A 26533-nucleotide genomic window follows, 5' to 3' on the forward strand; every position below is an offset into this window, starting at 1 on the left:
AATGCAACAGCATTGTGACCATACCACCATTGAACTAATGCATCATTTGTACCTGCATACATAGAAACAGAGTGAATCCACGAACCATAACCAGATACTAACGCAGTTGGAACTTCCATATTGTTAAATAAATATAACATTGCAACAGCAATAAATGTAGCAATGAAATACCAAATTGAGATATATAAAGTTCTCTCTCTTCTAATTCCAATTAAACCAAAAATAGAGATACCCCATAATACCCACCATACAACAACTAAAATGTCTAATGGCCACTCTAATTCAGCATACTCTTTTGAAGTTGTAATTCCCATAAATAGAGTAACAACAGCTAAAAGAATCGTGATGAAGTATAATACAAAGTGTAATTTAGCAATCGTCATTAAAAATGGTGATTCCTTAATTGAAACTTTTAAAACTCTTTGACTAACATAATACCATGCCGCAAAGATACCACTTAGAGCAAAACCAAACGCAACACCGTTAGTGTGTAAAGGTCTTAATCTACTGAAAGTACCATATTCCCCTGCTAAGTTATTTAAACCTGGGAAAGCTAGTTGAAACGCTAATATAACACCAATTGTCATACCAATGATACCAAACAAAATTGTTGCAAATGTAAAGGCTTTTGCAACTGAGTAATCATACTCAATTTTTGCACCGTTTTGCATCAATCTCCTCCTACTAATTTTATATACAAGTCACAAATCGTCACTTATGGCTAAATATTAGCCAAAGCGCACTAAAATTTTTCTTAATTTTAGGGATATTTAAGTATTTTTTTAACAATTATTTAACAATTAAATAACAATAGTATAATGATAATAATTATCTATTTTGCTATTTTAATACTATTTTTGTTATTTCTTTTTTCTGATAAGTTTTACTTATGAAAATATTGATTGTCATCAAGCAAGTTTTTATTTAAATATCCGTAATTATGGGGCTTTGAAGGAATCATATTTTAAATGAATTTTATTAGTATTACACTTTGTATACTAATTGAAATTTGCTAGTAATTATTTTGTTTTTAGATAGTTGAAGTTAAATTTGCTTTTTTCATCAAAAAAAATTATAGGTTTAAATAATAATATTTATTTGATAACTTTTCTTATTATATTGGAAGTTTTTTTACTTCCAATTTTTAAGTGTTATTTGTGTCTCTCTTTGCATAGTTTTTCTCTTCATATCTTCCCTTTTATCATGAAGTTTCTTACCTTGTGCAGTTGCTATTTGAACTTTAACAATATTCTTTGAATTAAAGTAAAGTTTTAAAGCAACAATAGTTATTCCATCTTTAGTTACTTTTGTATATAGTTTTTCTATTTCTTTTCTATGAAGTAACAGTTTTCTATCTCGTCTTTCATCAGGTCTGTACGTAGTATGTGCTGTACTTAAATGTGAAATATGCATATTTAATAAAAATACTTCATTTTTTATAATTCTTACATGTGTATCTTTTAAATTAACTCTACCTTCTCTTATTGCTTTTACTTCACTTCCTTGTAAAGCAATACCTGCTTCAAATGTATCTAAAATATGAAAATCATGCCATGCTTTCTTATTTTTAAACACTAAATTTTTTTTATCATTCTCTTTTTTAGCCATTTCTAATCCTTAAGAACAGTGAAAAATGAACTTCCACTTCCACTAAAATACCAGTCTTTTTTTACAAAACTTTTAAGTTCTGGTTCTGCCATTATTGCTGGTTCGTATAAATCATTAGCCTCATTAATATTAAGTAGATTTAAAATATCCATAGAATTCATGCTTAACAATTTATTTTTATCTTCTTCATTAATTTCTTTATAAAAATTTTCTCTAAAAAGTTTGAAAATCTTTCCCGTGTCACATTTAATTTTAGGTGTAATTGTTTTAATATTTAAAGGCTCTTCTTTAAACTCTTTTACAATTTCTCCAATTCCTGTAACATTTGCACTATCATATTCATAAACAAAAAAAGGAACATCAGCACCAATTTTAGTCGCTATTTCACATAATTCATCTTTTGAAAGTTCTAAATTACAATACTCATTTGCCATTAATAAAAAAGTAGCGGCATTTGAGCTTCCACCACCTAAACCAGCAAATTCAGGAATATTTTTTTCAATTTTTACACTATATTCATTAAAGAATTTTTCAACATTTTTTAGATGTTTTATTAAATTGTATGCTTTATATACAGTGTTTGATTCTAATTTACATCCAAAATCCCCTATAATGTTAAAAGCTTTCCTATTCGTTTTAACAAAAGAGATTTCGTCATACATATTATGAACTCGAACAAATCTAGACACTAGTTCATGATATGTATCTCTTTTTCCTGCAATTTTTAAAAAGATATTAACTTTTGCATAAGATTTAGAGTACACTAAAATGTCACCTTATTTAATAGATATTTTACTTCTTTATTTTCAATTTGGATTATACTAAAAAAATCATCAAAGACAATTAGATATCTTCCATCATTTTTATTTTCAAGAAAATCTACAGAAATCTTTCGTCCACTATCTAACCACTCTTTTGTTCCAAAATATTTATTTACTGGAATATCTAAATAATCAAGAGGATTTAAATCTTTTTCATTTTCATAAAAAAACTTACCTTCATTAATTCTTTCTAAATAAGATAAGGTCCCTACTCTATCTAATTTTTTAAGCAATATTTGAGCTAAACTTCTTATATACGAGCCTTCACTAACTGTTGCTTCAAAAGTGATAAAAGGATGATTATAAGATATAAATTTAGTAGCACTTATTGTCATAGATGATTTTTTCATCTGAACATCTTTACCCTCTCTAGCCATTTCATATGCTCTTTTTCCATTAATCTTTTTTGCTGAGAATTTTGGAGGATAATATTCATGAGTTCCTATTAGTTTATTAATTTCATCAATTAAAAGTTCTGTACTAACTCTTTTTTCTTCTTTTATCCTTATAATATTCTCGATATCTAAAGATTCAGATTGTGTACCTAACCAAATTACTGCTTTATAAGTTTTTGGGGTTTTACTCATATAATTAAATAGTTTAGAATATTGACCAAAAGCTACTATCAAACAACCACAAGCAAAAGGGTCTAAAGTTCCACTAAATCCTGCTTTTTTGTTTTTATATTTTCTTTTAATCTCATTTAAATATGAGTTTGAACTTCTAAAAATTGGTTTTTTAACTACTATTAATTTATTTAAAGCTTCTTTATTATATAACTTTTTCTGCAAGGAGTTCTCTTTATATTTTTTCTACAAATGAAGATAAGATATCTCTTCTTTGCCCACCAAAATTAATAGTAAGCTTATAATCTTTTCCAGCTTTATTAGCCTTTTGAACTCTTCCCATTCCAAATATTTTATGTTGAACTAAATCACCTTTTTTAAACGAAGAATGCTTCTCAATAGTTAAACAACCTTTAATCAATCCTGATTCACTTAGAAATCTTGATTTTGTTAAAGAAGTTCTTTTACCTTTATAAAATCTTGAATGTGCAAATGATAAAGTAAGATTATCCATAGCTCTAGTAATTGCAACATAACCTAATCTTCTTTCTTCTTCTATATCACTTCCATCACCTGTAATAGGGAAGAACCCTTCTTCAAAACCAATAATAAATAAGTGTTTAAACTCTAAACCTTTTGAAGCATGAATACTCATCATAGATACGGCTTCACTATAAAGCTCATCATTTTCACTCTCTAATGCAATTTCATTTAAAAAGTCTTTTAAATCTAAATGTGGATTTTGAATAAAGAAGTCTCTAATATATCCGTAAAACTCATCAATATTTGCTTGTCTATCAAAACCATCAGGTACGTTATCATAAGAAGCTCTATAATCAAATGCTTCCTCAAAAGAGTCTAGGAACTTCATTTTTGATTCTTTTAATTGTTCTTTTAAGTCCATAATTGAAGCTTCAAATACTTTTAATGTTCTTGAGTTTTTCTTTCCAACAACAGCAGTTAACTCTTCCGCATCAAAATTTTGAATTATTTCAAATATAGGTTTTTTAAGTTCAGCAGATTTTGCATCTAATTTTTCAATTGTAGTTTTACCAATACCTCTTTTAGGCTTATTTACAATTCTTTTTAAAGAGAAGTTATCATGTGAATTAGTAAGAACTCTAAAATAAGCAATTAAATCTTTAATTTCGGCTCTTTCGTAGAACTTCATACCACCAACTAATTTATAGTTAAGTCCTGCTCTGTTAAAGCCTTCTTCTAGTGATCTTGATAAAGCATTTACTCTAAATAAAATAGCAACATCTTTAGCACTTACTCCACTATCTAGAAGTTTTTTAATATCATCAATTATTTTTCTTGTTTCTTCATTTTCATCATGTGATTCATATATTCTAATAGAATCACCTTTTTGTCTTGTTCCTATTAATTTTTTACCTAATCTATCTCTATTGTGTTCGATTAATTGATTAGCATGATCTAAAATTGTATCTGTTGATCTATAGTTTTGTTCAAGTTTTACAACTTTTGTATTTTCAAAATGCTCTGAAAAATTCAAAATATTCTTAATAGTAGCACCTCTCCATCCATAAATAGACTGGTCATCATCACCAACTACACAAAGATTGTTATGAGAAGAGCATAGCATCTTTAAAAGTTTATATTGTAGTTCATTTGTATCTTGATACTCATCAACCATAATATATTGATACTTCTGACTTATTTCTTGTGCTAACTTTGGATTTTTCTTTAAAATTAAGTAAGGCAATAAAATTAAATCATCAAAGTCTACAAGATTATTTTTTTCTAAATAAGCTTCATATTTTTCATATATTTCTGCTATTTCTTTATAAAGTTTTAATTGTGCTCCAGCTTTAGCTTCACTTGGAGTTATTAATGTATTTTTATATTTTGAAATTTCACTAACAAGCAGAGAAGTTGTTATATCTTTATCAATTGATTTTAATATTCTTTTTTTATCATCAGTATCAATAATTATAAAATTGTTTTTTCTATCTAACTCACTCATATGAAACTTTAAAAATAGTAGTCCAAATTTATGGAAAGTACATAATAAAGGTGGTGTGTTTATCATAGATGGGTCAATTTGTGAGAAAGCACGTTCTCTCATCTCAGCGGCTGCTTTATTTGTAAATGTAAGTGTTAAAATTGAGCTTGGATCAATTCCTATTGATATTAAATAAGCAAGTCGTGTGGTTATAGTTTTAGTTTTTCCAGAACCAGCTCCCGCTAATATCAGCAGTGAACCATCAATATATTGTGCTGCTTCTTTTTGTGAATCGTTTAATAATGATAATAAATTTTCAGACATTTCTTCTCCCAATAATATATAATTATACCACATATAAATTAAATTCACTATTTCTCTTAATTATTCTATATATAAATAAATGTTATTATAATCATAATTTATTTTACGGAGGTTATAATGCTAACAGATTTTGCTAAACTAGAGACATTTCTAACTGTTGTTAGAGAAAAGTCTTTTTCAAAAGCTTCAGCAAAACTTGGTATTTCTCAACCTGCTGTAACACAACAAATGAGATATATTGAAGACTATTTAGATGTGCAAGTTGTAGATAGAAAAAAGAATGGTATTAGGCTTACAAAAGAAGGTCAAATGCTATACTCAATTGCACTAAAAATTGAGAAGTGTGTTGCAAATGGAGAAAAAGAATTACTAAAAATTATGAACAAAGATGTTACTTTTGTATTTGGTGCATCTTTTATTATTGGAAATTATATTTTACCAAGATTTTTAAACAATCTTAAAGAGAATATTAACAATGAAGTATCAATCAATGTTTCAGTTTCACATGAAGCAATTGAAGATTTACTTGATAAAAAAATTGATATGGCATTAGTGGAGAACTATGTTCCTAATGATGATATCATTTATAGAGAATGGATGGAAGATGAAATTGTTATATTCTCAAATCAGAAACTTCCAGCTCGTGCAAAAGCAGAAGATTTATTATCATATAAATGGGTTTGTAGAAATCCAGATTCTCATACAAGAGCAATTTTTAAAGAGAACCTAGATAAAGCAAATTTCCCTGATTGTGATACTTTTGATGTAACTAGTGAAGTTACAAGTGCTACAACTATTGTACAAACAGTTTTACACTCAGATAAAAATGCAACACCAACAGTTTCAATTGTTTCAAGAAATGCAATTGAATCACTTTTAAAATCTGGTGCTTTATATGAATCAAGAATCAATAATCAAAAAATGGTTAGAAAATTATATATTGCATATAGAAAAGATAGAAAACATGATGCCTTTATAGACAATGTAGTAGACTATCTTCTAAAAATGAAATAAGTATTAGAACCCTAATACTTATTTTAATAGTTAAGACCCTCTTTTTCTAAAGCTAATCTTATTTTTTTCATTTGTGTATGTTTATCTCTACACCATTGTGGTGAAAGTAAAGTATCATCATCAATTCCAGCTGTTATTCTTTGAACTGAAACATCATTTGGTAAATCAACAATAGATTTTACTACTGTATCAATGTATAATTCTTCAGTTATTGGAGTAAATCTTCCTTTTCTAAATTCATTAGTTAAAAGAGTATTTTTAACTACATATAAAGGATGAAACTTAATTGAATCTACATTTAATTCACATGTTTGCTTAAATGATTCAAGCATCATTTCTTGATTTTCCCCAGGAAGACCATAGATTAAATGTCCACAAACATTTAAACCTTTTTCTTTACTTCTTTTAATCCAATATTTCATATTTTCAACACTATCACCTCTATTAATTGCTTCTAGTGTCGAATCATAAAAAGATTGAATCCCATATTCAACCCAAATCTCTTTTTCTTTTGAAAGACCTACTAAATAATCTAAGATTTCATCAGTAACACAATCTGTTCTTGTACCAATACTTAAACCTATTACATTATCAAAAGATAAAGCTTTTTCATATAAAGCTTTTAATGTAGAAAAAGGTGCATATGTATTTGTAAAAGATTGAAAATATACTATAAACTTTCCAACTCCAAATTTATTTTGCAGTCTATCTCTTGTAGCAATAAACTGCATTTCAAGTTGTTTTAGTTGATTATCTAAATAAGGATTTTCTTCAATTCTAGGATTTAATTTGAACTTTGTTCTTTTTTCTTTAAGATTAGGTGAAAAAGAGTCATTCTCACAAAAAGAACAACCACCTTTAGCTACTGTTCCATCAATATTTGGACATGTAAATCCAGATATTGAAATAGGAACTTTATAAATTTTTTCACCAAACTTGTTTTTAAAATATCTACCTATTGTTAAAACGTCTTTTAAATTACTCATCTTACTCTTTTACGAAGTAATCCCCGTTGAAACTTTCTAAAGCGTAATTTCTATCATTTCCAATAGCATTTGTTAAATCATCTACAGAAAGATATTTTAAAGAATCTGCTTGAATATATTCACATACTTCATCTACAGATTTACTGTTTGAAATTAACTCATCTTTATTTGGTGTATCAATACCATAGTAACAAGGGAATTTAATTTCAGGAGAAGCAACTCTAAAATGAACCTCTTTAGCACCTGCATCTTTTAACATTTTAACAATTCTTTTTGATGTAGTTCCTCTTACAACAGAGTCATCAATAACAAGTAATGATTTTCCTGCAATAAGTGATTTCATAGGACTCAATTTCATTCTAACTTTTAAGTTTCTCATCTCTTGAGTTGGTTCAATAAATGTTCTACCTACATAGTGATTTCTAATAATCCCATACTCAAAAGGAACACCACTTTCAGCTGCATATCCTAATGCTGCTGGAACCCCTGAATCTGGAACTGGAACAACCATATCAACATTAATTTGTGAATCTTTATCATTTCTAGCAAGAGCTCTACCCATGTTTTCTCTACTTCTGTATACATTTTTACCATCAATTACTGAATCAGGTCTTGCAAAATATACAAATTCAAAGGCACATGGTCTATATTCACTCTCGAAAAGTTGAATTGATTCTGGTTCTTCTTTATCTTCACTAAAGATTAACATCTCTCCTGGATTAACATCTCTAATAAACTCTGCATCAACTAAATCAAATGCACAAGTTTCAGATGCAACAATATAACCACCTGATTTAATTTTTCCTAAAGACAATGGTCTAATACCATATCTATCTCTGATAACAAATTGCTTTGATCTTGATTGAACAATAAAACAATAAGCTCCAATAGTTTTAGTTAAGGCTTCTTTAATTCTATCTCTTAATCTATCTTTTGTGTTTTTAGCAATTAAATGAATTAAGTTTTCTGTGTCCATTCCAGTTTGGAATATTGCACCTTTGTCAATTAAGTCTTGTCTTACTTCATCTTTGTTAATTAAGTTACCATTATGAACAATTGATATTTCACCTAATTTATACTTTGCAAATACAGGCTGTGCATCTAAAATAGAATCTCCACCAGCAGTTGAGTATCTATTATGACCTATTGCCATATTACCTTGTAAATATTGTAAAGCTTCATCTGTAAATACTTCTGAAACTAAACCTCTATCTTTTTTTGTATAAATTTTTCCATTACTTGATGAAGAAATACCAGTAGCTTCTTGACCTCTATGCTGCATTGAGAATAAAGCTAGTGAAGCTAATCTTGCAGCATTATCATTTCCGTAAATTCCAACTATTGCACACATTTATTTAACCTTTGAAAAGAGGAAGAAGTGAAAGTGTAAATATCTTTTCCTCTTAGTTTTGAATTTTGTTTTTGTTTTATTTTATAGACCTAAAGCGTCATTAATTGAGTAAAGTTTTGGATCTTTTCCGATAATCCATTTAGCAACTTTAATAGCACCTTGAGAGAAAGTGTTTCTTGCTGTTGCAGTATGGTTTAACTCTAAAAATTCACCATCATTGTATAATCCAACTGTGTGTCTTCCTACAATATCTCCACCTCTTAATGCCATAACAGCAATCTCATCTTTTGTTCTAGCACCAATGTTTCCATCTCTTCCAGAAACTCTAACATCATCTAAGTCTAAACCTCTTGCATCAGCTGCATGCTCTGCTAATGTAAGAGCCGTTCCAGATGGTGAATCAACTTTATGTCTATGGTGTTGTTCAACAATTTCAATATCAAAATCAGCAAGTGTTTTTGAAGCTAAGTGTACAAGTTTATTTAAAACTGCAACACCTAAACTCATATTAGTAGCATATAATACTGGTACTAATTTACTAGCTTCTAACAATAAATTTTGTTGATGCTTGTTAAATCCAGTTGTAGCGATAACCAATGGCTTTCTAGCACCATTTTCAACTACTTCTGTAAGTAAAGCTTCTGTTGCTGCAGGAGCTGAAAAATCAATAATTACATCTGAATTTTCAAATAATACTGCAAAATCATTTGTAACTACTGTATCCTCAGGTACAGGCTTTTTTAATTTATCAAAAACGTGTACTGCACCTACTCTTGCTTGCTCATCATTAGCTAAATCATCAATTAGTAATGAACCAACTCTACCTGTACTTCCTAAAATACCTACTTTAATCATTTTTTCTAGCTTCCTTATCCTATATATTCAATAATATTAACTGCTGCAGTTGCTCCATCTCCTGAGGCACATACAACTTGTTTTGCTGCATCAATTCTAATATCACCAGCAGCATATAAACCTGGTGTAGATGTTTCCATCTTAAGGTTTACGATAACTTCACCTTGCTCATTTACATCACAAAGGAAAGACCCGTCTTCTTGTTTAATTGGGTCATTTAAAACATCTCTACCAACAAATACAAAAACACCTGGAGTTGGTAAATCTCTAATTTCACCTGTTTCTTTAGATTTTACTTTTAATCCAAGAACACCAGTGTTATCTCCGAATACTTCTTCAACAGTTACATTTGTAACTTCTTCAATATTTTCTGTATTTTTCATATGTTCAATTGTAGATGGAGCTGCTCTGTAAGTATCTCTTCTATGAACTAAATAAACTTTTGAACAAAGTTTTGCTAAATAAACTGCTTCTTCTAGTGCTGTATCACCACCACCAACAACTGCAACTTCTTTACCTTTGTAGAAGAATCCATCACAAGTTGCACAAGTTGAGATACCTTGACCAAAGAATTTATCTTCACCAGCAAATCCAGCTCTTCTTGGAACAGAACCTGTTGCCATTAAAACAGTTTTAGCTTCATACTCTTTTCCATCAACACCTGTTAATTTAAAGATATCATTTTCTTTAACAACTTGTGTAATTTGGTTCATTTCATGTTTTAAACCAAATTTTTGACACTGTTCTGGCCAGTTTTGCATTAATTCCATACCAGTCATAACTTCACCTTGACCTGGATAGTTCTCAATTTCAGATGAACCAGTGATTTGACCACCAGGCATTCCCATCTCAAACATAACAACATCTTTTAAACCGCCTCTAGTAGCATAAAGCCCAGCAGTTAAACCAGCAGGTCCTCCACCAATGATTGCTAAATCTAACATATTAGTATCCTTTTTTTGTATCGTTTAATTTTATTATAGTTCATAGTATTTTTTAAAACAGTATAATACTAAAAACTATGTAAGTTATAGTTTAATCAAGAGAAAAAACTTAATGGATAAATTTTATCATTTAATAATAAGTATTAACTTAAACCGTGAATTTTTCCTTTAAAACTTTTATGCTATTATTTCATAACTAAAAGGAAATATATGGAAAACTTAAACACAATTGTATCAGATGTCGCATCTTTTGTTTGGGGACCACCTATGTTAATTTTATTAGTGGGAACTGGTCTTTTTTTAACTATTAGATTAAAAGGTATGCAATTTTGGGCATTGGGACATGCTTTTAAATTAATCTTCCAAAAAGAGGATAATGCCAAAGGTGACATTACAAACTTTGCTGCACTTATGACTGCGCTAGCAGCAACTGTTGGTATTGGAAACATAGTTGGGGTTGCAACTGCAATTACGATGGGAGGTCCTGGAGCTGTATTTTGGATGTGGGTTACAGGTCTAGTTGGAATGGCTACAAAATACTCAGAAGCAATTCTTGCAGTAAAATATAGAGAAAAAGGTATAAATGGATACAAAGGTGGTCCAATGTACTATATCTATAAAGGTGCTAACATGCCAAAACTTGCTATGGCATTTGCATTTTTTACTGTTATTGCATCATTTGGTATTGGAAATATGGCACAAGCAAATGCTGTTGCAACAGCTCTTAATTCACAATTTGGGATATCATTTGAAATTAGTGGTATAGCACTTTTAATGATTACAGCTATTGTTGTAATTGGAGGAATTAAATCAATTGGTAAAGTAACCACTTATCTAATTCCTTTTATGATTGCAATTTATTTATTTACAGCATTTATAATTATTGTTACAAATATAGATAAAGTAGCAGATGCCTTAGGAATAATTTTTTACTATGCATTTAATCCAATTGCAGCAACAGGTGGATTTGCGGGAGCTGCTATTGCAGCAGCTATTAGATACGGTATAGCAAGAGGTGTTTTTTCAAATGAATCAGGTCTTGGTTCTGCTCCAATTGCAGCAGCTGCAGCCAAAACAAATGATCCTGTAAAACAAGCTTTAATATCAATGACACAAACTTTTATTGATACTTTAGTAGTTTGTACAATTACAGCATTAATTATCTTAATGGCACCTATTTGGACACAAGGTGGAAGTGCAGGAGAACTAACTCTTAAAAGTTTTGAATACTTTTTAGGTGATTGGGGAGCATTAGTTATTGTTTTTGCAACAATTCTTTTTGGTTACTCAACAATTCTTGGATGGTCATATTATGGTGAGAGAGCATTTGAATATATCTTAGGAGATAAAAAAGTTTACTACTATAGAATATTCTTTATTTTAATAATCTATGTAGGGTGTGTATCTCAATTAAAATTAGTATGGAATTTCTCTGATTTAGCAAACGGTTTAATGGCTATTCCAAACTTAATAGGACTTCTAATATTATCAAAAATTGTAAGTTCTGAAACAAAAAGATATTTTGATAATAAAAAGGTATAAAAGCATTAAGCTTTTATACTAGTTTTGTTGATTTACTTAAACTATAACCTAAACCTTTTATACTAATAATCGCTTCCAAACCTAATTTTTTTCTCAATCTTTTTATCATTGCTCTAATATTAGTAAGATTTGTTTCTTCCCCTTCCCAAACATATTCATAAATCTCATCATAAGAGGCTATATGATGTAGATTCTTTGAAAACAATTCTAAAAAAAGTATCTCTTTTTTTGTTAATTCAATCTCTTTAAAATCTTTATATAAAATCCTATTCTTAAAGTCGTATTTTAAGTTTTCGTCAAACTGTAAAAACATTTTTTCAACTCTGCAAAGTTTTTTTACTTTTTGTACTAACTCAAAAATATAAAAAGGCTTTTTTATATAATCATCACAACCTAAACCATAGGATTTTTCAATTTTTTCAAAATCATGATTTGAACTTATTATGATAACTGGTACATCTTTATGATTTACTCTTAAAAGTTCTAATAATGAGATACCATCTATATTTGGGACATTTATATCTAAAATAAAGCAAGAATAGCCATTTTCTAGACTTTCTAGAGCTTTTTGACCATCTATAAAGGTATCCACTTGGTATGATTCTTTTTCAAGTGATATTTTCATTAAATTTAGCAGTCTTTCATTATCTTCTAAAACTAAAACTTTCAATTTACACACTCCAAAATGATTTCAAACATAGCTTTATTTTTTATATTTTTAGCACTTAACTTTCCATTCATTTTATCTTCAATAATCATTTTTGCCATATATAAGCCTATACCATGTCCCTCTTTTTTTGTAGAAAAATATGCTTTGAAAATCTTTTTTAAATTAGCTTTTTTTATTCCACCAGCATTATCTAAAATCTCGATTTTTACTTTTTCTTGGGCATGTAAAATCTTAATTTTCAATTCTCTATCATTAAAATCTTTTTTTATTAATTCGTCTTTTGCATTATTTATTATATTTAATACTGCTTGCATAAACTCATTTTTATAACCTAAAACTTCTAAATTCTGCTCTTTGTCATATTGTAAATCTAATTTTATATAATTGTATTTTATATTATGACTAACAATTTTTAAAAGCTCTTCAATCGCTTCACTAACACAAAATCGTGTTTTTTTATTTGAAGGAACCATAAAATTTTGAAAATCATTTATAGTTTTATTCATATATTCAACTTGTGTCATAATATCTTTTACATAAGATTCATCTTCATTTTTATTTGATTTATTTAAATAAAAACTCTCTTGAGCAATAGTTGTTATTTCAACTAAAGGAGATTTCCATTGATGAGCTATTGATGAAAATATCTCCCCTATTTCTGCAAGTTTTGACTGCTGAATAATAAACTGCTGATTTTTCTGTCTCTCTAGTTCAATCTTTTTCTCTTTTGTAATATCTGTAAGAATTGTTACCGTTCCTGTTTTTTTAGTTTTACTATCACAATAAGTAGTCTGTTTAATAAAATATATCTTTTCATCAGTACTTGAAACATTTAATTTAAAAGAAGAGTATTTTTTAGAGTTTTTTTGATATTTTTGTAAGGCTTTTCTTAAAACTTTTACATTTTTATTATCTAAAAATTCATCTAATCTTTTATTAATAACTCTACTTTTTTCTATATTTATAATATTGCAAAACATCATATTTGAATCAAGTATCTTTCCTTTTTCATCTTCCCAAAAAATTGGACTCTCAATTGCATTTAATAAAACTTCATCAAAATCAATTCTTTGTTTTAAACTATTTTGAGTTTTTATTCTCATATAAATGTTGTGAATTAAACCCAAAATCAAAAGCAATAAAATTGGTGAAATAATGAAAACAAAATTTATAAAACCTCTATGTTTATCAAAAAAAGTCAATCTTTTATTTACTAGTTCATAATCCTTGCTTACTTGTGCAATTGCAATTGTAAATTCATCTAATTTTTTTGAATCAAATACATACTTAAAATCATCAAAAATATTGATTGATTTCACTTCTTTATTATTTAATATATCTAAAGCAATTAGTGCAGATTTTGTTCCAAAATCTTCTAAATCTACTATTTTACCACCAATTGCTCCATCATATTTAAATATAGAATCTGTAATAAAAACAGGTATTTTAGAGTTCTTTATAAACTTTGCAATTTCATAATTTTTATTTAGTTTTCCATCACTATTTTTATAAAATCTAATAAATAAAATTGCACTATCTTTTTGAAAAGAAGCAAATTTATCTTTTAAGCTATCTAAATCATCTTCTTTTATATAAATCAGATTATATCTTCCAGTAAAATCTTTATAAAGTTCTTTTATTAAAGGCTCTGTATGTAAGGCATTTAGACTTTTATCATTTACAATATAAAGATTTTTTATACTAGGAATAATTCTTTCTATAAGTTTTAGGTTTCCTTTTAAATCTCTTTTTTCAATTAAAGTCCATACTTTATTTTCAAGATTCTTTTTAATTAATCTTTCTTTAGAAAAATTCTCTATTCCAACTGTTAATACTTTACTATTGATAAATAGCTCGTTATAAGAGTCAAGAACAAAATCATAAGCAAATCTATCCACACTTATTACTAAATCGTAGTTTCTATGTCTTAATTGAACTTTATAAAGACTTTTTAGATTCTCACTATATTCACTTGAAGTGATTCTTTTTGAATCCATATATAAAACACTTACATCAAAATTTGTATGTTTATAGAAGATATTTTCAATAGATTTAATAATATCGTCACTCCATTTATAGCCTTTATGGTAAGAGTTTACGATTAGAATTTTTTTTTGAGTTGTATCACTAAATAGAAAACTTGAAATTAATAATAAAAATAGAATAGTTTTTTTCATAAACTAATTATAATAAGATTTATAAAAATAGCACCTTTATTGGTGCTATTTTTGCTAAAGAATGATGAAGCCTAAAAGAACTAATGAAGCTAAGAATAATGCTCCAAAAATTGCCCCTAATTTCCACCATGTAGCTTGAGAGATGTAACCTGCTCCATACCAAATAGGTGAAGGTCCAGTTGCATAAGGAGTAATAATTCCCATAAGTCCTAGTGATCCAACTAACAGAATTGCTAATGAAGGTACCATTTCTGCTGGAATTAAGTTCATTCCAATTCCTAAGAATAATGGTAAAAGAGCAACAACATGAGCTGTAACACTTGCAAATAAATAGTGGAATAAGAAGAATAAAACCACTAAAACTATTACAATATTTACAGGATCAACACCAACTAACCAACTAGAGATTAATCCTGCTGCCCATTTTAAATAACCAACTTTTTTAAGTCCACTTGCCATTGCAACTAAAGTTGCGAACCAAATAAATACATTGATTGCTGCTTTATTTGTAATAACATCTTCCCAATCAATAACTTTTGTTAAAACAAGTAAACATAAAACAACTAAAGCTGCTACTGTTCCATTTACACCAATAGCTTTTCCAAAAATCCACATAACTAAAGCTAAAATTCCAAGACCTAACATAATTAACTCTTTTTTAGTAATTGGTCCCATTTTTTCAAGCTCTTTAGCTGCCCATGCAGGAGCTTCTGGTGAACTTTTTTGTTCTGGTGGATATACTAAATATGTAATATAAGGAACAAGTAAAAATAGTGGTATCATAATTAAAGCTAATGTACTAAACCACTCTCCCCAAGAGATTAAAATACCTGCATTTTTTTCAACTAAAGATACAGCTAATAAATTTGGTGCTAATGCTGTTAAGAACATTGAACTTGTAACACAAGTTGCTGCTATTGCTACCCATGAAATATAAGCACCTAATTTTCTTGGTTCATTCTCAGGAGTCGAATTAAACATTTGAGGAATATTAATAGCTATTGGGAAAATCGTTCCGGCACTTCTTGCTGTATTTGATGGCATAAATGGTGATAGAATACCATCTGCGAATGCAACTGCATATCCTAAACCTAAAGAAGTTTTACCTAAAAGTTTTACTAATAGTAAAGCAATTCTTTTACCAAGTCCTGATTTTTTATAACCTAATGCAAACATAAATGCTGCAAAAATCAACCATATAACCCCATTTGAAAAACCACTTAAAGCCCAATCCCTATTGGCTTTTGCAGTCTCACCTACTAATCCAAAAGCTGCACTGAAAGCAACTCCTGTTAAACCAATTAGTGCTGCTGGAATTGGTTCTAAAATAAGTGCAACAATTACACCTAAAAATACTGCGAAGAAGTATTGAGCATTTACACTTAATCCTTCTGGTGTTGGAATTATTGCAACAATAATTGCAACAATAATTGGTAATGCTATTTTGAAAGTTTGACTTTGAAGCATGACATCTCCTTTTTATTTCTTATAGTGAAATAATAAAAAAGAAGAGTGACCTTAATATGACATTTTAAATTTTTTTGATTTTATATTAGAGAGTTTAATTTATCTGCTAAAGCTTTTTTTGAAGTAACCCCAACAATTTTCCCAACAACTTGTCCATTTTTCATAAAGAATATTGTAGGGATAGATCTAATTTTAAAACTATTTGCTAATTTATTTTCTCTATCTACATTAACTTTACAAATCTTTGCTTTTCCATCAAATTGTTTTGCTAAATCTTTTACAATTGGATTTAATGTTTTACAAGATGAACACCATGAAGCCCAAAAATCAACTAAAACAACACCTTTTCTAGTAATTTTATGAAAATTATTACTATTTAGCTCTATACATTTACTCACTTTTTACCCTTAGAAGAAGATATTTTCTTAATTTTTAGAAATAAAAAAAGGTAAGACATTTGTCTTACCTTTCTTAATAATTGTTTGTATTTTTATTATGAATTATAATAATGAGTTAATTTTGTCAGCAAATGCTTGTTTAGAAGAAGCACCAACCATTTGATCAACTACTTCACCATCTTTCATGAAGATAATTGTAGGAATAGATCTAATTCCGTATTTTACAGCTAAATCTTGCTCTTCATCTGTATTTACTTTACAAATGTTTGCTTTACCTTCAAACTCTTCAGCTAATTCTTCAATAACTGGAGCGATCATTCTACAAGGTCCACACCATGGAGCCCAGAAATCAACTAGTGAAACACCACTTTTTGTAACTTCTTCAAAGTTTGCCGGAGTTAATTCAATATATTTACCCATTTTAATTTCCTTATTATTAATTTTTTAGTTCTCTTTATTAAAATATCTTATAAATAAAACTTATTAATTTTAGCCTAGCTTAACTTAAAATTTCTTTTATAATCTTGCCTAAATCTGTTTTTAGATAAAATAACTCTATTTTAATTAAAATGGAAAGTTTTATGGATATTAGAAAAGAGTATTTAGAGTTTTTTAAAAATAAAGGGCACGAAGTTATATCTTCAATGCCTTTAGTACCGGATGATCCAACATTAATGTTTACAAATGCGGGAATGGTACAATTTAAAGATATTTTTACAGGTGAAGTTCCAACTCCATCTAACCCAAGAGCAACATCTTGTCAGCTTTGTGTAAGAGCAGGTGGAAAGCACAATGACTTAGAAAATGTAGGTTATACAGCAAGACACCATACACTATTTGAAATGTTAGGAAACTTCTCATTTGGTGATTACTTTAAAGAAGATGCTATTGCTTACGCATGGGAATTTGTAACTGTTAATTTAGCACTTCCTATTGATAAGTTATGGGTTACTGTTCACAATGATGATGATGAAGCATTTGAACTTTGGACAAAACATATTGATGCATCTAGAATCAAAAGATTTGGTGATAAAGACAACTTCTGGTCAATGGGTGATACAGGTGCTTGTGGTCCTTGTTCAGAAATCTTCTATGACCAAGGTGAGGAACACTTTAATAGCGATGAAGACTACTTAGGTGGTGAAGGTGATAGATTCTTAGAGATTTGGAACTTAGTATTCATGCAATACGAAAGAGATACAAGTGGTAAGTTAAATCCTCTTCCAAAACCTTCAATTGATACAGGTATGGGATTAGAGAGAGTTATTGCAATCAAAGAGGGTGTATTTAACAACTTTGATTCATCGAACTTCCAACCAATTATCAAAAGAATTGAAGAGTTAGCAATCAATAAAATTAGTGATGAAAACATAGGTTCTTATAGAGTTATCGCTGATCATTTAAGAGCAAACTCATTTATGTTATCTCAAGGTATTTTATTTGGAAATGAGGGTAGACCTTATGTAAATAGAAGAATCATGAGAAGAGCTGTAAGACATGGTTATTTACTTGGATTTAGAAAACCTTTCTTAGCTGAAGTTTATGATACATTATGTGATATTATGGGTGCTCACTATAGTGATTTAGTTGATCAAAAAGATTATATTAAAGAGCAATTAACTTTAGAAGAAGCTAGATTCTTTAAAACGATTGAGTCTGGTATGGCTTTATTTGAAGAAGAATTAAAAAATACTAAAAATGTATTCTCAGGTGAAATCGCATTTAAATTATATGATGAAAAAGGTTTCCCATTAGACTTAACAGAAGATATGTTAAGAGATAAAAACATTAAAGTTGATAATGAGAAATTTGATGAGTTAATGTCTGAGCAAAAAGCAAAAGCAAAAGCTGCTTGGAAAGGTAGTGGTGACGCTGCTACTTCTGGTGACTTTAAAGCTTTACTTGAAAAATATGGTGAAAATGAATTTGTAGGTTATGATAACACTAACTACAATAGTAAAATTCTTGCACTATTAGATGAAAACTTTAAAGAAGTAGATACACTTAAAAAAGGTGAGTCTGGATGGGTTATGTTAGATAAGACTCCATTCTATGCAACTTCTGGTGGACAAAGTGGAGATATAGGTGCATTAGAAGATAATGAGCATATTGCAATTATTGAAGATACACAAAAATTCTATGGATTAAACCTTTCAAAAGTTAAAGTTGAAAATAGTGATATTAATAAAGATGAAGATGTAAAAGCTGTAGTTGTAAATAGATATGAAGTTGCAAAACATCATAGTGCTACACACCTTTTACAAAGTGCATTAAAGATGGTTTTAGGTGATACAGTTGCACAAGCAGGTTCATTAAATGACTCATCAAGATTAAGATTTGACTTTACATATCCAAAAGCAATGACACAAGAGCAAATTGAAGAAGTTGAAGATTTAGTAAACTCTATGATTTCAAGAGGAATTGTTGGGAATGTTGAAGAGTTAGCTATCGAAGATGCTAAGAAAAAAGGTGCAATAGCTATGTTTGGTGAAAAATATGGTGATGTTGTAAGAGTTGTAGAATTTGGTGATGTATCAGTTGAATTCTGTGGTGGAACACACGTTAGAAATACACATGATATTGGTTCTTTTTATATTACTAAAGAATCAGGTGTAAGTGCAGGTGTTAGAAGAATTGAAGCTGTATGTGGAATGTCTGCTATTTCATATGCAAAATCATTTATGAAAAAATACCAAGAAGTTCAAACTGAAGTTAAAAACCAAGATGCAATTACTGGTATCAAAAAATTAAAAGACCAAATTAAAGAACTTAAAAAAGAAGTTGAAGAAGCTCAAAGCCAAAGCTCAGCTCCTATTAGTGAAGAAATGATTGGTGATGTTAAAGTTGTAGTTGACATTGTTAAAAATGGAGACATCAAAAAACTAATTGATGATATGAAAAATGCAAATGAAAAATTAGCAGCACTTCTTATTCAACCAAAAGGTGAAAAAGTTATGATTGTTGCAGGAAGTAAAAACTCAGCAATTAAAGCTGGTGATTGGATTAAAAATATTGCTCCAATCGTTGGTGGTGGAGGTGGGGGAAGACCTGACTTCGCACAAGCTGGTGGTAAAGATGTATCAAAAATTGAAGATGCAAAAAAAGCTGCTTTAGAGTATGCAAAAGAAAATTTATAGGATTAAAAAGTGAGTGAACTATTTGATAACTTTTCATCAATTATAGTTTTTCTACATGTAATCTCAGCTGTATTATGGGTAGGAGGAATGTTAGCAATTAGATTTGCCGTTCACTACTCTATGCAAGATATTACAGATCCAAAAATAAAACTAGGAAGAACATTAGAGTCTTTAAGAAGATTTTTTAATATGGTAATTCCTGCAATTGTTTTACTTTTATTAACGGCTATTATTATGATAGTAGCTTTAGGTTTAAAAGGTACACCTTTATATGGTGTAGCAATTGCAAAAGAAGTGATTTGGACTATTATGACTATAGTTTTTATTACTATTTATATAAAAAGAAATAAAGCAGCAAAAGCTTTCCAAAGCAACAACTTTCCAGCTGCAAAACAACAGCTAGAACCTATAGCTAAATACTTTATTCCATTAAATATAGTTTTAGGAATTATTGCAATATTCCTAGGAGTTACATTAAGAGGATTTTAATCCTCTTAATCATCTAAATAATACTCAACCGTTGACACAACTCTAACTCTTTTTATGTGTTGTGTATTTTGATCTCTACTTGAAATAGAAAACTGACCTTGTCTTGCATTTTTGATTTTTCCTAATTTACTGTTTGAATCTTTAGCAAACTTCATAGCAACTTCTCTTGCTTTTCTAGTAGCTTCCTCAATCATAATAGGTTTTACTTCATTTAACTTTGTAAAAAAGTATTGAGCTTTTGAATCATAATCATTTGTTCTAAATAAAATACCTTTTTTATTCAAAGATGAGATATTTAGAATCGCACTTCTAACTAAATCAACATTTTTAGAATAAACATTTATTGTTTGATTTGCACTATATCTAAACCTTACATTTTCATTTGAGTAACTATTTGCTAATTTATCATTTATTGATGCTGATGGGATTGTCCACTCATCTTTTATAATCCCATTTTTTTCTAAAAATTCAGTAATAATTTTTGTATTTGTTTCAATTTGCTTATTTAAATCATTTAATTCATTACTTGCAACAGTAAACTTTATAGGCCATAAAACAATATCGGCATTGAACTCTTTTTGAGATAATCCTTTTACTGTAACAGTTCTGTCAAACTGCTTATAAGTTTTTATACCTTCAACAAAAAAATAGCCCAATGAACTTAAACCTAAAAAAATTGATATACCTAAAATATAAATTGACTTACTGCTTATATTTGACATATTTAGTATCCTTTTAATCAAATAACTTTTTATTTCTATAAACTAAAATAAGCATTAAAAATATAATGAAAATAAAACTATAAACCATTATATTCCATCCTAAATGCTCATAAATTATTGAAGGTAAAAAAGACCCCATTGCTCCACCTAAATAGTAGAAAGTAAGATACATTCCTGATGTTAGTGATTTTTGTTCCCCTTTCATAGAGTTTGCAAGACCTGTACTCATTGTATGAACTGTAAACATTCCTATACAGAATATAAATAGCATTACAAATAAAAACAGTACATTTGTACTTGTCAAGAAAAAATTAACCGCAATAAAAATAAGTAATCCAACAAGAATTGTATTTAGTTCAGTTTTAAAAATCTTAACTATCTTTTTTGAAAGTAATGAAACTAAAATCCCCATTCCATATCCTAAGTATAAAAGACTAATTTGAAACTCATTTATTGAGCTACTTATATCTTTTACTCTAAATGGAAGAACATTTAATACTCCTGCAAAAACAAAAAATACACAAAACATCAATAAGTAAACCACTACAAATCTTTTATCTTTTAAAATATTTGTAATATCACTTACCTTAGGTTTTGACAAAGTTGCTTCACCTTCATACTTTAACTTTTTAATAAAAAATAGTGAAATAAAAATTGCTAGAGATAAAGAATAGAAAACATATTCATAAGAAAAACTTGTAGCAATAGCACCAGAAAAGATTCTTCCAATCATTCCACCAAAAACAGTTGCAGCAACATATATAGCCATATTGTATTTGATATTTTCTTTATCAATATTCGCTAAAATACTCATAAGAGCTGTTAAAATAGCAGGTACAACTAAAGCTTCACAAAATCTAAAAAATAAAAATGTCTCATAATTTGTACTCAATCCTAAAAAGATATTAGTCACAAGTAAAATAAAAGATGAATACATCAACATTTTTTTAGCACAAACTTTTTCTAAAATATATCCATATACAATAGGTGATATTGCTAAAAAAAGCATAATTACAGCTGTAAACTGCGAAGCTTTTATTACTGATATATTAAATTCATCTGCAAGTAAAGGTTGAAGTGGTTGAGTTGCATACATAACTGAAAGCACAATTACTATGCAATAAATAACAATAAATAAATCTAATTTCTTCACCTAAAACTCACTTTTTAAATCTATTTTTTCAAAATAGTTTTCAACAATATCCATAGTTACTAGACTCTTGAAATAATCTTTATCAAATCTTTGTTTATTAATATTTTCATTAACATAAGAGTTATTGTATTGTCTTAATAATTTTTGGAAATATAAACCATTGTAATCTAAAATAAACATATCTTCAGAAGAGTTAAACTTATAAATCAAATCAATGTAGTATTTTTCATCAATTAAATAAGTTGTAAACTCATAATTATCATAATCATAACTTTGAATCTTTTTCATACTAGTTATTTTAAAATGCTTTTTAAACTGATAAACAAAATATCCTCTAGGAAGTCCACTCCAATTACATGTATTGTTTAAAGAAATATATTCAACAAATAGTTTTTTATATTTACTATCATCAATAGTTTTTATATATGAATCTCTTGTACAAAATCCAAGAGTAGATTGTTCTTTTTGAGTCTGTAATTCTAAAGTGTCAAAAGAGTTTGTATATTTAACAGGTGAACAAGCAGTAAGAAAAAGAAGACTTATAAAACTAAATAGTAGTGTTCTCATAATTAATCCTTCTATTAAAAATGCATTATACCATTTTTGGGATAATTAATTCTTATCATATTATTTTTGATATAATATAATTTAATTATATGTTTAGGAAAATATTTATTCATGATAAAATCAATTGCATTTATTTTTATATCATTAATTTTTATAACAGGATGCTCTAATAAAAATAGTTATGACAAATTTGTAAGTAGCTATAAAGAGCTAGATTCTCTTCCTTTCCCTAGTGCTTCCCTAGAAAATACACTACTTCAAACAAATACTCAACTAAAAGAGTTCTATCAACAATGGAGAGGTGTTAGATATAAATGGGGTGGTAATTCAAAAAGAGGAATTGATTGTTCTGCTTTTGTTCAAAAAGCATATAAAAATAGTTTTAATCTAAAACTTCCTAGAACAACAAAGTCTCAACATAAAGTGGGGAAGTATATAGAAAAAACTTCTCTTAGACTTGGGGATTTAGTATTCTTTAAAACAGGTTGGGATTCAAGACATGTGGGAATATACTTAGATAATGGAAGATTTATGCATGCTTCAACAAAAAAAGGAGTAATTATTTCTTCTTTAAATAACTCATATTATAAAAAACATTACTGGAAAGCAAAAAGAGTTTTATTTTAACACTAAGAAAAAAAAGGGTATAATTTAAGATTAATTTAATTTTTATAGGAGTAAATGTGATAAGAAACTTATCATTTTTAATATTAATCACACTTTTTTTTAGTGCATGTAATAGTACTAAAACAATAGCTTACAAAGAAACTTCACAAGAAAACATAGACGCTCAAATAGTAGCTTTAAAAAATATCAAACCAGTAGATACAAAAGAGTTAACATACCAAACAAAATCATATACAAATGAACCTAAAGAAGATTTATCAGTAAATAATGATGAAATCATAAAAGATGCATTAATGGAATTTTATGATGAATGGAAACATGTAAAATATAAATTTGGAGGAAACTCTAAAAAAGGTATTGATTGTTCAGCCTTTACTCAAAGAATATTTAAAGAAAAATTTAATATCAAAATTCCAAGAAGTACAAGAACTCAAGTTAAAATTGGGGAAAAGATAAAAAAATCTGAACTTAAAATAGGTGATTTGGTATTTTTTAAAACAGGGAGAACAGATAGACATGTAGGTGTTTATATGGGTGATGGAAAATTTATGCATGCTTCAATAAAAGGTGTGAAATTTACAAAAATAGATAAAGCTTTTTATAGAAAGACTTATTGGACATCAAGAAGAGTTATAGAGGATTTATAATACAAAAAAGCCCTAAAAACTTAAATTATGTTTAGGAGAAATGAGTTTATTTTTACTTATTACTCTTAGATTTTAATTCTGATATGAGACTTGAAGAGTAATATTTACTAGGGCTTTTTGTAATTAGGTAAGTTAATGAGGCAAATGCACTTAAATTTATAATTTAGGAAGCAGAAAGGATACAAATGAGAAATGCATCTACCTCTTTAATACTGTAATTTTAATGAAACAATATGATAATTGTATGATTTTATTACAACTTTATGAAATTTGATAAAATAAATAGACAAATCACCCCTACAATGTACATTTTTAGAGCATATAAAATATTGGCTTTAAAAATATCCTTCGCACTTAAATCATATCTTGCTACCATTGTTAGATTTAATCCACTAAAAGGTGAAGTTGAAACTGTCGTTGCCCAAGCTAATAAAAATGTTACCGCTAAAAGTGTATGATTTGCACTACTTAAAAAATCTCCAATAATAGCAATAGTAATAATAGGATGAATTCCTACAAAAGCTAAGACAATAAAAATTGCTAAAAGTATTGAAGCTACTATCCAATCAAACTCTTCAAAAGGTAGAGGAAGTTGCAAACCTAAAAGTATTGAACTTATAGATATACCAAACATACCTGCAATTAAAAAAAGTGAAAGCTCCACTTTCATTTTTGGTAACTCATCATTAATATGATTTAAAAGTTTTATAGAAGAGTTTTTTAATCCTTTTTTTATTGGTAAAACAATAAGAGTTAAAACAAATGAAAATAAGGCAATTAAAACTATCACTTTAATATTTGGGAAATAGTGATTTGCTAAAAGTACTAAAAATGCCAAGAAAAAAGGAAGTGTCAAAGTACTAAAAGCAACAGGATAACCTCTGAATTCCTCAATATTAAAACTCTTATCTCTTGTCACATCATAATATGTAATTAAAAATGCAATAAATGCTAAAACTAATCCATTTGCTAGAATAACTGTTGTATTTAAATTTGGGGCATAAGTAATAGCAGCTGCAAAAGCTACAAAAAATGGTGACCAATAAGCATCACTTGAAAAAGCTCTAGTAAGCAATACTATTTGTACTTTTGTTAGCTTTGCTTTTTTATGTAATTTATCTGCAACCAAAATTAATGAAGATAAATTTATAACTGAACCAAAAAGATGTACTCCTAAATAAGTTTTTAGAAATGAACTTTTACCTTTTGGAAGATTTATACTTTTATCTTTTTTAGGTGTTGCTATTAGTCTTAAAAAACCAACTCCAATTAAAAGTGTTAATAAGTATTGATTTACACTAAACACTTTTACAAAATCAATTGTAAAACCTCTATAAAAAGAGAATGAAAAGGCTATTAAACTTAGAAAAAATAGTATATTTAAAACTTTTCTACTTTTCAATGAAAAGTAAGAAAGAATCAATGCACCCCAAGCAAAACCACTTGCAATTATCAATAATGAATTATTAAAAAAGTATGCAATAAAAGTTACAATAAAAGATGAAAATATCAAAAAACCTGATAAAGTTGAAAGATTAGCCATTTTTTGAACTCTTTTTTACATAAAATATTGATAGATAAATTCCTAAACCTATTAAAAGAACTCCTACTAGATGATATAATTCTAACTTCTCTTTTAAAAATATATATGCTAATACTGCACCAAATATTGGCATTAGATGGGCAAACTGCCCTGCTTTATTTGCTCCTACTTGCACAGTTGAAATATTCCAAAAATAAAAAGACAGAATTGATGGAAATATAACCATATAAATTAATGAGTAAAAAACTGAACTATTATCTACAAAATCAATACTAAAAGTATAACCTTGATAGAAAAATACTACTGCTAAAATAAGTGTTCCTATAAAAGTAGTAATAGCTAAAAAATCAAATGCTTTGATATCTTTTGGCATAAACTTTAAACATATAGAGTATACAGACCAAACAAAACCTGCTAATAGTATCCATAAATCACCCCTTGAAAACTCTAAAGTTTGTAAAGTTTGATACTCACCTTTTAAAATAAGATATATAACTCCAATAGTTGAGATTATAATCCCTAAGACCTGAATAAATTTAATACTTGTCTTTAAAATAATTCCAGATAAAACTACTATCATAATAGGAATAGCTGAATTAATTAATAAGGCATTTATTGCGGTTGTTGTTTGTAATCCGTAATATAAAAAAGTGTTAAAACCTGCTACTCCAAAAGCACCTAATAAAAGTAAAATCAAAAAATCTTTACTCAAAGCTTTAAAAAGCCTTTTTATATTGATAAAAATATAAGGTAAAAGTAATACTAAGACAAAAAACCATCTATAAAAAGATAACTCAGTTGGTTCTATACTTGAAGAAACTAATCTACCAAAAACAAAGTTTCCAGACCAAAAAAGTACTGCTAAAACTAATAAAAAATAATACTGCATAATAACTTCTTTTGAAAAAATTTAAATTAAAAAAGGGTTCAAGTATATACTTGAACCCTTAAAAATAGCT

Annotated in this window: 25 protein-coding genes; 6 read left to right on the forward strand and 19 right to left on the reverse strand. The window is 28.1% G+C overall.

The window, feature by feature from the left end; translation table 11 throughout:
- The 5 genes from ACH5BF_RS12465 to ACH5BF_RS12485 all read right to left on the reverse strand — a co-directional run.
- Positions 1-671, reverse strand: a 671-nt coding sequence (locus ACH5BF_RS12465) for a cbb3-type cytochrome c oxidase subunit I (protein WP_423274578.1), incomplete at its 3' end; no start/stop codon positions are given.
- A gap of 460 nt (positions 672-1131) precedes the next feature.
- Positions 1132-1608, reverse strand: coding sequence for an SsrA-binding protein SmpB (smpB, locus tag ACH5BF_RS12470; protein ID WP_423274579.1), 477 nt, complete (start codon positions 1606-1608; stop codon positions 1132-1134).
- Between the two features lie 2 nt (positions 1609-1610).
- Complete coding sequence (locus ACH5BF_RS12475) at positions 1611-2372, reverse strand: 4-(cytidine 5'-diphospho)-2-C-methyl-D-erythritol kinase (protein ID WP_423274580.1); 762 nt, start codon at positions 2370-2372, stop codon at positions 1611-1613.
- A complete protein-coding gene (truB, locus tag ACH5BF_RS12480) occupies positions 2372-3220 on the reverse strand; it encodes a tRNA pseudouridine(55) synthase TruB (protein WP_423274581.1) in 849 nt (282 codons plus the stop codon). The genes ACH5BF_RS12475 and truB overlap by 1 nt, the downstream gene beginning before the upstream one ends.
- A gap of 10 nt (positions 3221-3230) precedes the next feature.
- Positions 3231-5285, reverse strand: a complete 2055-nt coding sequence (locus ACH5BF_RS12485; protein WP_423274582.1) for an ATP-dependent helicase — start codon at positions 5283-5285, stop codon at positions 3231-3233.
- A 117-nt stretch (positions 5286-5402) separates the two neighbouring features.
- Here ACH5BF_RS12485 and ACH5BF_RS12490 point away from each other — a divergent pair, with 117 nt between their 5' ends.
- Entirely contained in the window at positions 5403-6299 is an 897-nt protein-coding gene (locus ACH5BF_RS12490; RefSeq protein ID WP_423274583.1) for a LysR family transcriptional regulator, read from the forward strand.
- Between the two features lie 23 nt (positions 6300-6322).
- Here the strand turns inward: ACH5BF_RS12490 and mnmL are convergent, their stop codons facing one another.
- The 4 genes from mnmL to trxB form a co-directional block, all read right to left on the reverse strand.
- A complete protein-coding gene (gene mnmL, locus ACH5BF_RS12495; RefSeq protein WP_423274584.1) occupies positions 6323-7285 on the reverse strand; it encodes a tRNA modification radical SAM protein MnmL/YtqA in 963 nt (320 codons plus the stop codon).
- 1 nt (position 7286) lies between these two features.
- Positions 7287-8636, reverse strand: coding sequence for an amidophosphoribosyltransferase (gene purF, locus ACH5BF_RS12500; RefSeq protein ID WP_423274585.1), 1350 nt, complete (start codon positions 8634-8636; stop codon positions 7287-7289).
- Positions 8637-8717: 81 nt separating this feature from the next.
- Positions 8718-9491, reverse strand: a complete 774-nt coding sequence (gene dapB / locus ACH5BF_RS12505) for a 4-hydroxy-tetrahydrodipicolinate reductase (RefSeq protein WP_423274586.1) — start codon at positions 9489-9491, stop codon at positions 8718-8720.
- Between the two features lie 14 nt (positions 9492-9505).
- Positions 9506-10435 (reverse strand): thioredoxin-disulfide reductase, encoded by a 930-nt coding sequence (gene trxB, locus ACH5BF_RS12510; protein ID WP_423274587.1) that lies wholly within the window; start codon positions 10433-10435, stop codon positions 9506-9508.
- A gap of 210 nt (positions 10436-10645) precedes the next feature.
- Between trxB and ACH5BF_RS12515 the strand changes: the two genes are divergently transcribed.
- A complete protein-coding gene (locus ACH5BF_RS12515) occupies positions 10646-11977 on the forward strand; it encodes an alanine/glycine:cation symporter family protein (protein ID WP_423274588.1) in 1332 nt (443 codons plus the stop codon).
- 13 nt (positions 11978-11990) lie between these two features.
- On the opposite strand, the gene ACH5BF_RS12520 is transcribed toward ACH5BF_RS12515, so the two are convergent.
- From ACH5BF_RS12520 to trxA (ACH5BF_RS12540), 5 genes are all read right to left on the reverse strand, one after another.
- A complete protein-coding gene (locus tag ACH5BF_RS12520) occupies positions 11991-12647 on the reverse strand; it encodes a response regulator transcription factor (protein WP_423274589.1) in 657 nt (218 codons plus the stop codon).
- The gene (locus tag ACH5BF_RS12525) at positions 12644-14824 is read right to left on the reverse strand and encodes a sensor histidine kinase (protein ID WP_423274590.1); all 2181 of its coding nucleotides are present in this window, start codon (positions 14822-14824) and stop codon (positions 12644-12646) included. The genes ACH5BF_RS12520 and ACH5BF_RS12525 overlap by 4 nt, the downstream gene beginning before the upstream one ends.
- 54 nt (positions 14825-14878) lie before the next feature.
- Complete coding sequence (locus ACH5BF_RS12530) at positions 14879-16291, reverse strand: DASS family sodium-coupled anion symporter (RefSeq protein ID WP_423274591.1); 1413 nt, start codon at positions 16289-16291, stop codon at positions 14879-14881.
- 80 nt (positions 16292-16371) lie between these two features.
- Positions 16372-16689: a thioredoxin gene (gene trxA / locus ACH5BF_RS12535; RefSeq protein WP_423274592.1), complete on the reverse strand. Its 318-nt coding sequence runs from the start codon at positions 16687-16689 to the stop codon at positions 16372-16374.
- Between the two features lie 102 nt (positions 16690-16791).
- Entirely contained in the window at positions 16792-17109 is a 318-nt protein-coding gene (trxA, locus tag ACH5BF_RS12540) for a thioredoxin (RefSeq protein WP_254577012.1), read from the reverse strand.
- Positions 17110-17270: 161 nt separating this feature from the next.
- Between trxA (ACH5BF_RS12540) and alaS the strand changes: the two genes are divergently transcribed.
- Together alaS and ACH5BF_RS12550 are read left to right on the forward strand one after the other, a co-directional pair.
- Entirely contained in the window at positions 17271-19826 is a 2556-nt protein-coding gene (alaS, locus tag ACH5BF_RS12545) for an alanine--tRNA ligase (protein WP_423274593.1), read from the forward strand.
- 9 nt (positions 19827-19835) lie between these two features.
- On the forward strand, positions 19836-20315 hold the full coding sequence (locus ACH5BF_RS12550; protein ID WP_423274594.1) for a hypothetical protein: 480 nt from the start codon (positions 19836-19838) through the stop codon (positions 20313-20315).
- A 5-nt stretch (positions 20316-20320) separates the two neighbouring features.
- Here the strand turns inward: ACH5BF_RS12550 and ACH5BF_RS12555 are convergent, their stop codons facing one another.
- The 3 genes from ACH5BF_RS12555 to ACH5BF_RS12565 are packed head-to-tail and all read right to left on the reverse strand — an operon-like array spanning position 20321 to position 22757.
- The gene (locus tag ACH5BF_RS12555) at positions 20321-21037 is read right to left on the reverse strand and encodes an SIMPL domain-containing protein (protein WP_423274595.1); all 717 of its coding nucleotides are present in this window, start codon (positions 21035-21037) and stop codon (positions 20321-20323) included.
- Positions 21038-21050: 13 nt separating this feature from the next.
- Positions 21051-22190, reverse strand: a complete 1140-nt coding sequence (locus tag ACH5BF_RS12560; RefSeq protein WP_423274596.1) for an MFS transporter — start codon at positions 22188-22190, stop codon at positions 21051-21053.
- Positions 22191-22757 carry a hypothetical protein gene (locus ACH5BF_RS12565; RefSeq protein ID WP_423274597.1) on the reverse strand — a complete coding sequence of 189 codons (567 nt, stop codon included), beginning with the start codon at positions 22755-22757 and terminating at the stop codon, positions 22191-22193.
- Positions 22758-22868: 111 nt separating this feature from the next.
- Between ACH5BF_RS12565 and ACH5BF_RS12570 the strand changes: the two genes are divergently transcribed.
- Both ACH5BF_RS12570 and ACH5BF_RS12575 read left to right on the forward strand, forming a co-directional pair.
- Positions 22869-23384 carry an NlpC/P60 family protein gene (locus ACH5BF_RS12570; RefSeq protein ID WP_423274598.1) on the forward strand — a complete coding sequence of 172 codons (516 nt, stop codon included), beginning with the start codon at positions 22869-22871 and terminating at the stop codon, positions 23382-23384.
- A 56-nt stretch (positions 23385-23440) separates the two neighbouring features.
- A complete protein-coding gene (locus ACH5BF_RS12575; protein WP_423274599.1) occupies positions 23441-24031 on the forward strand; it encodes an NlpC/P60 family protein in 591 nt (196 codons plus the stop codon).
- Positions 24032-24284: 253 nt separating this feature from the next.
- On the opposite strand, the gene ACH5BF_RS12580 is transcribed toward ACH5BF_RS12575, so the two are convergent.
- Positions 24285-25574 (reverse strand): tellurium resistance protein TerC, encoded by a 1290-nt coding sequence (locus tag ACH5BF_RS12580; RefSeq protein WP_423274600.1) that lies wholly within the window; start codon positions 25572-25574, stop codon positions 24285-24287.
- Positions 25567-26463, reverse strand: coding sequence for a DMT family transporter (locus ACH5BF_RS12585; protein WP_423274601.1), 897 nt, complete (start codon positions 26461-26463; stop codon positions 25567-25569). The genes ACH5BF_RS12580 and ACH5BF_RS12585 overlap by 8 nt, the downstream gene beginning before the upstream one ends.
- Between the last annotated feature and the right edge of the window lie 70 nt (positions 26464-26533).

The sequence above is a fragment of the Arcobacter pernae genome (assembly GCF_049472135.1).
In the GTDB taxonomy this organism is placed as follows: domain Bacteria; phylum Campylobacterota; class Campylobacteria; order Campylobacterales; family Arcobacteraceae; genus Arcobacter_B.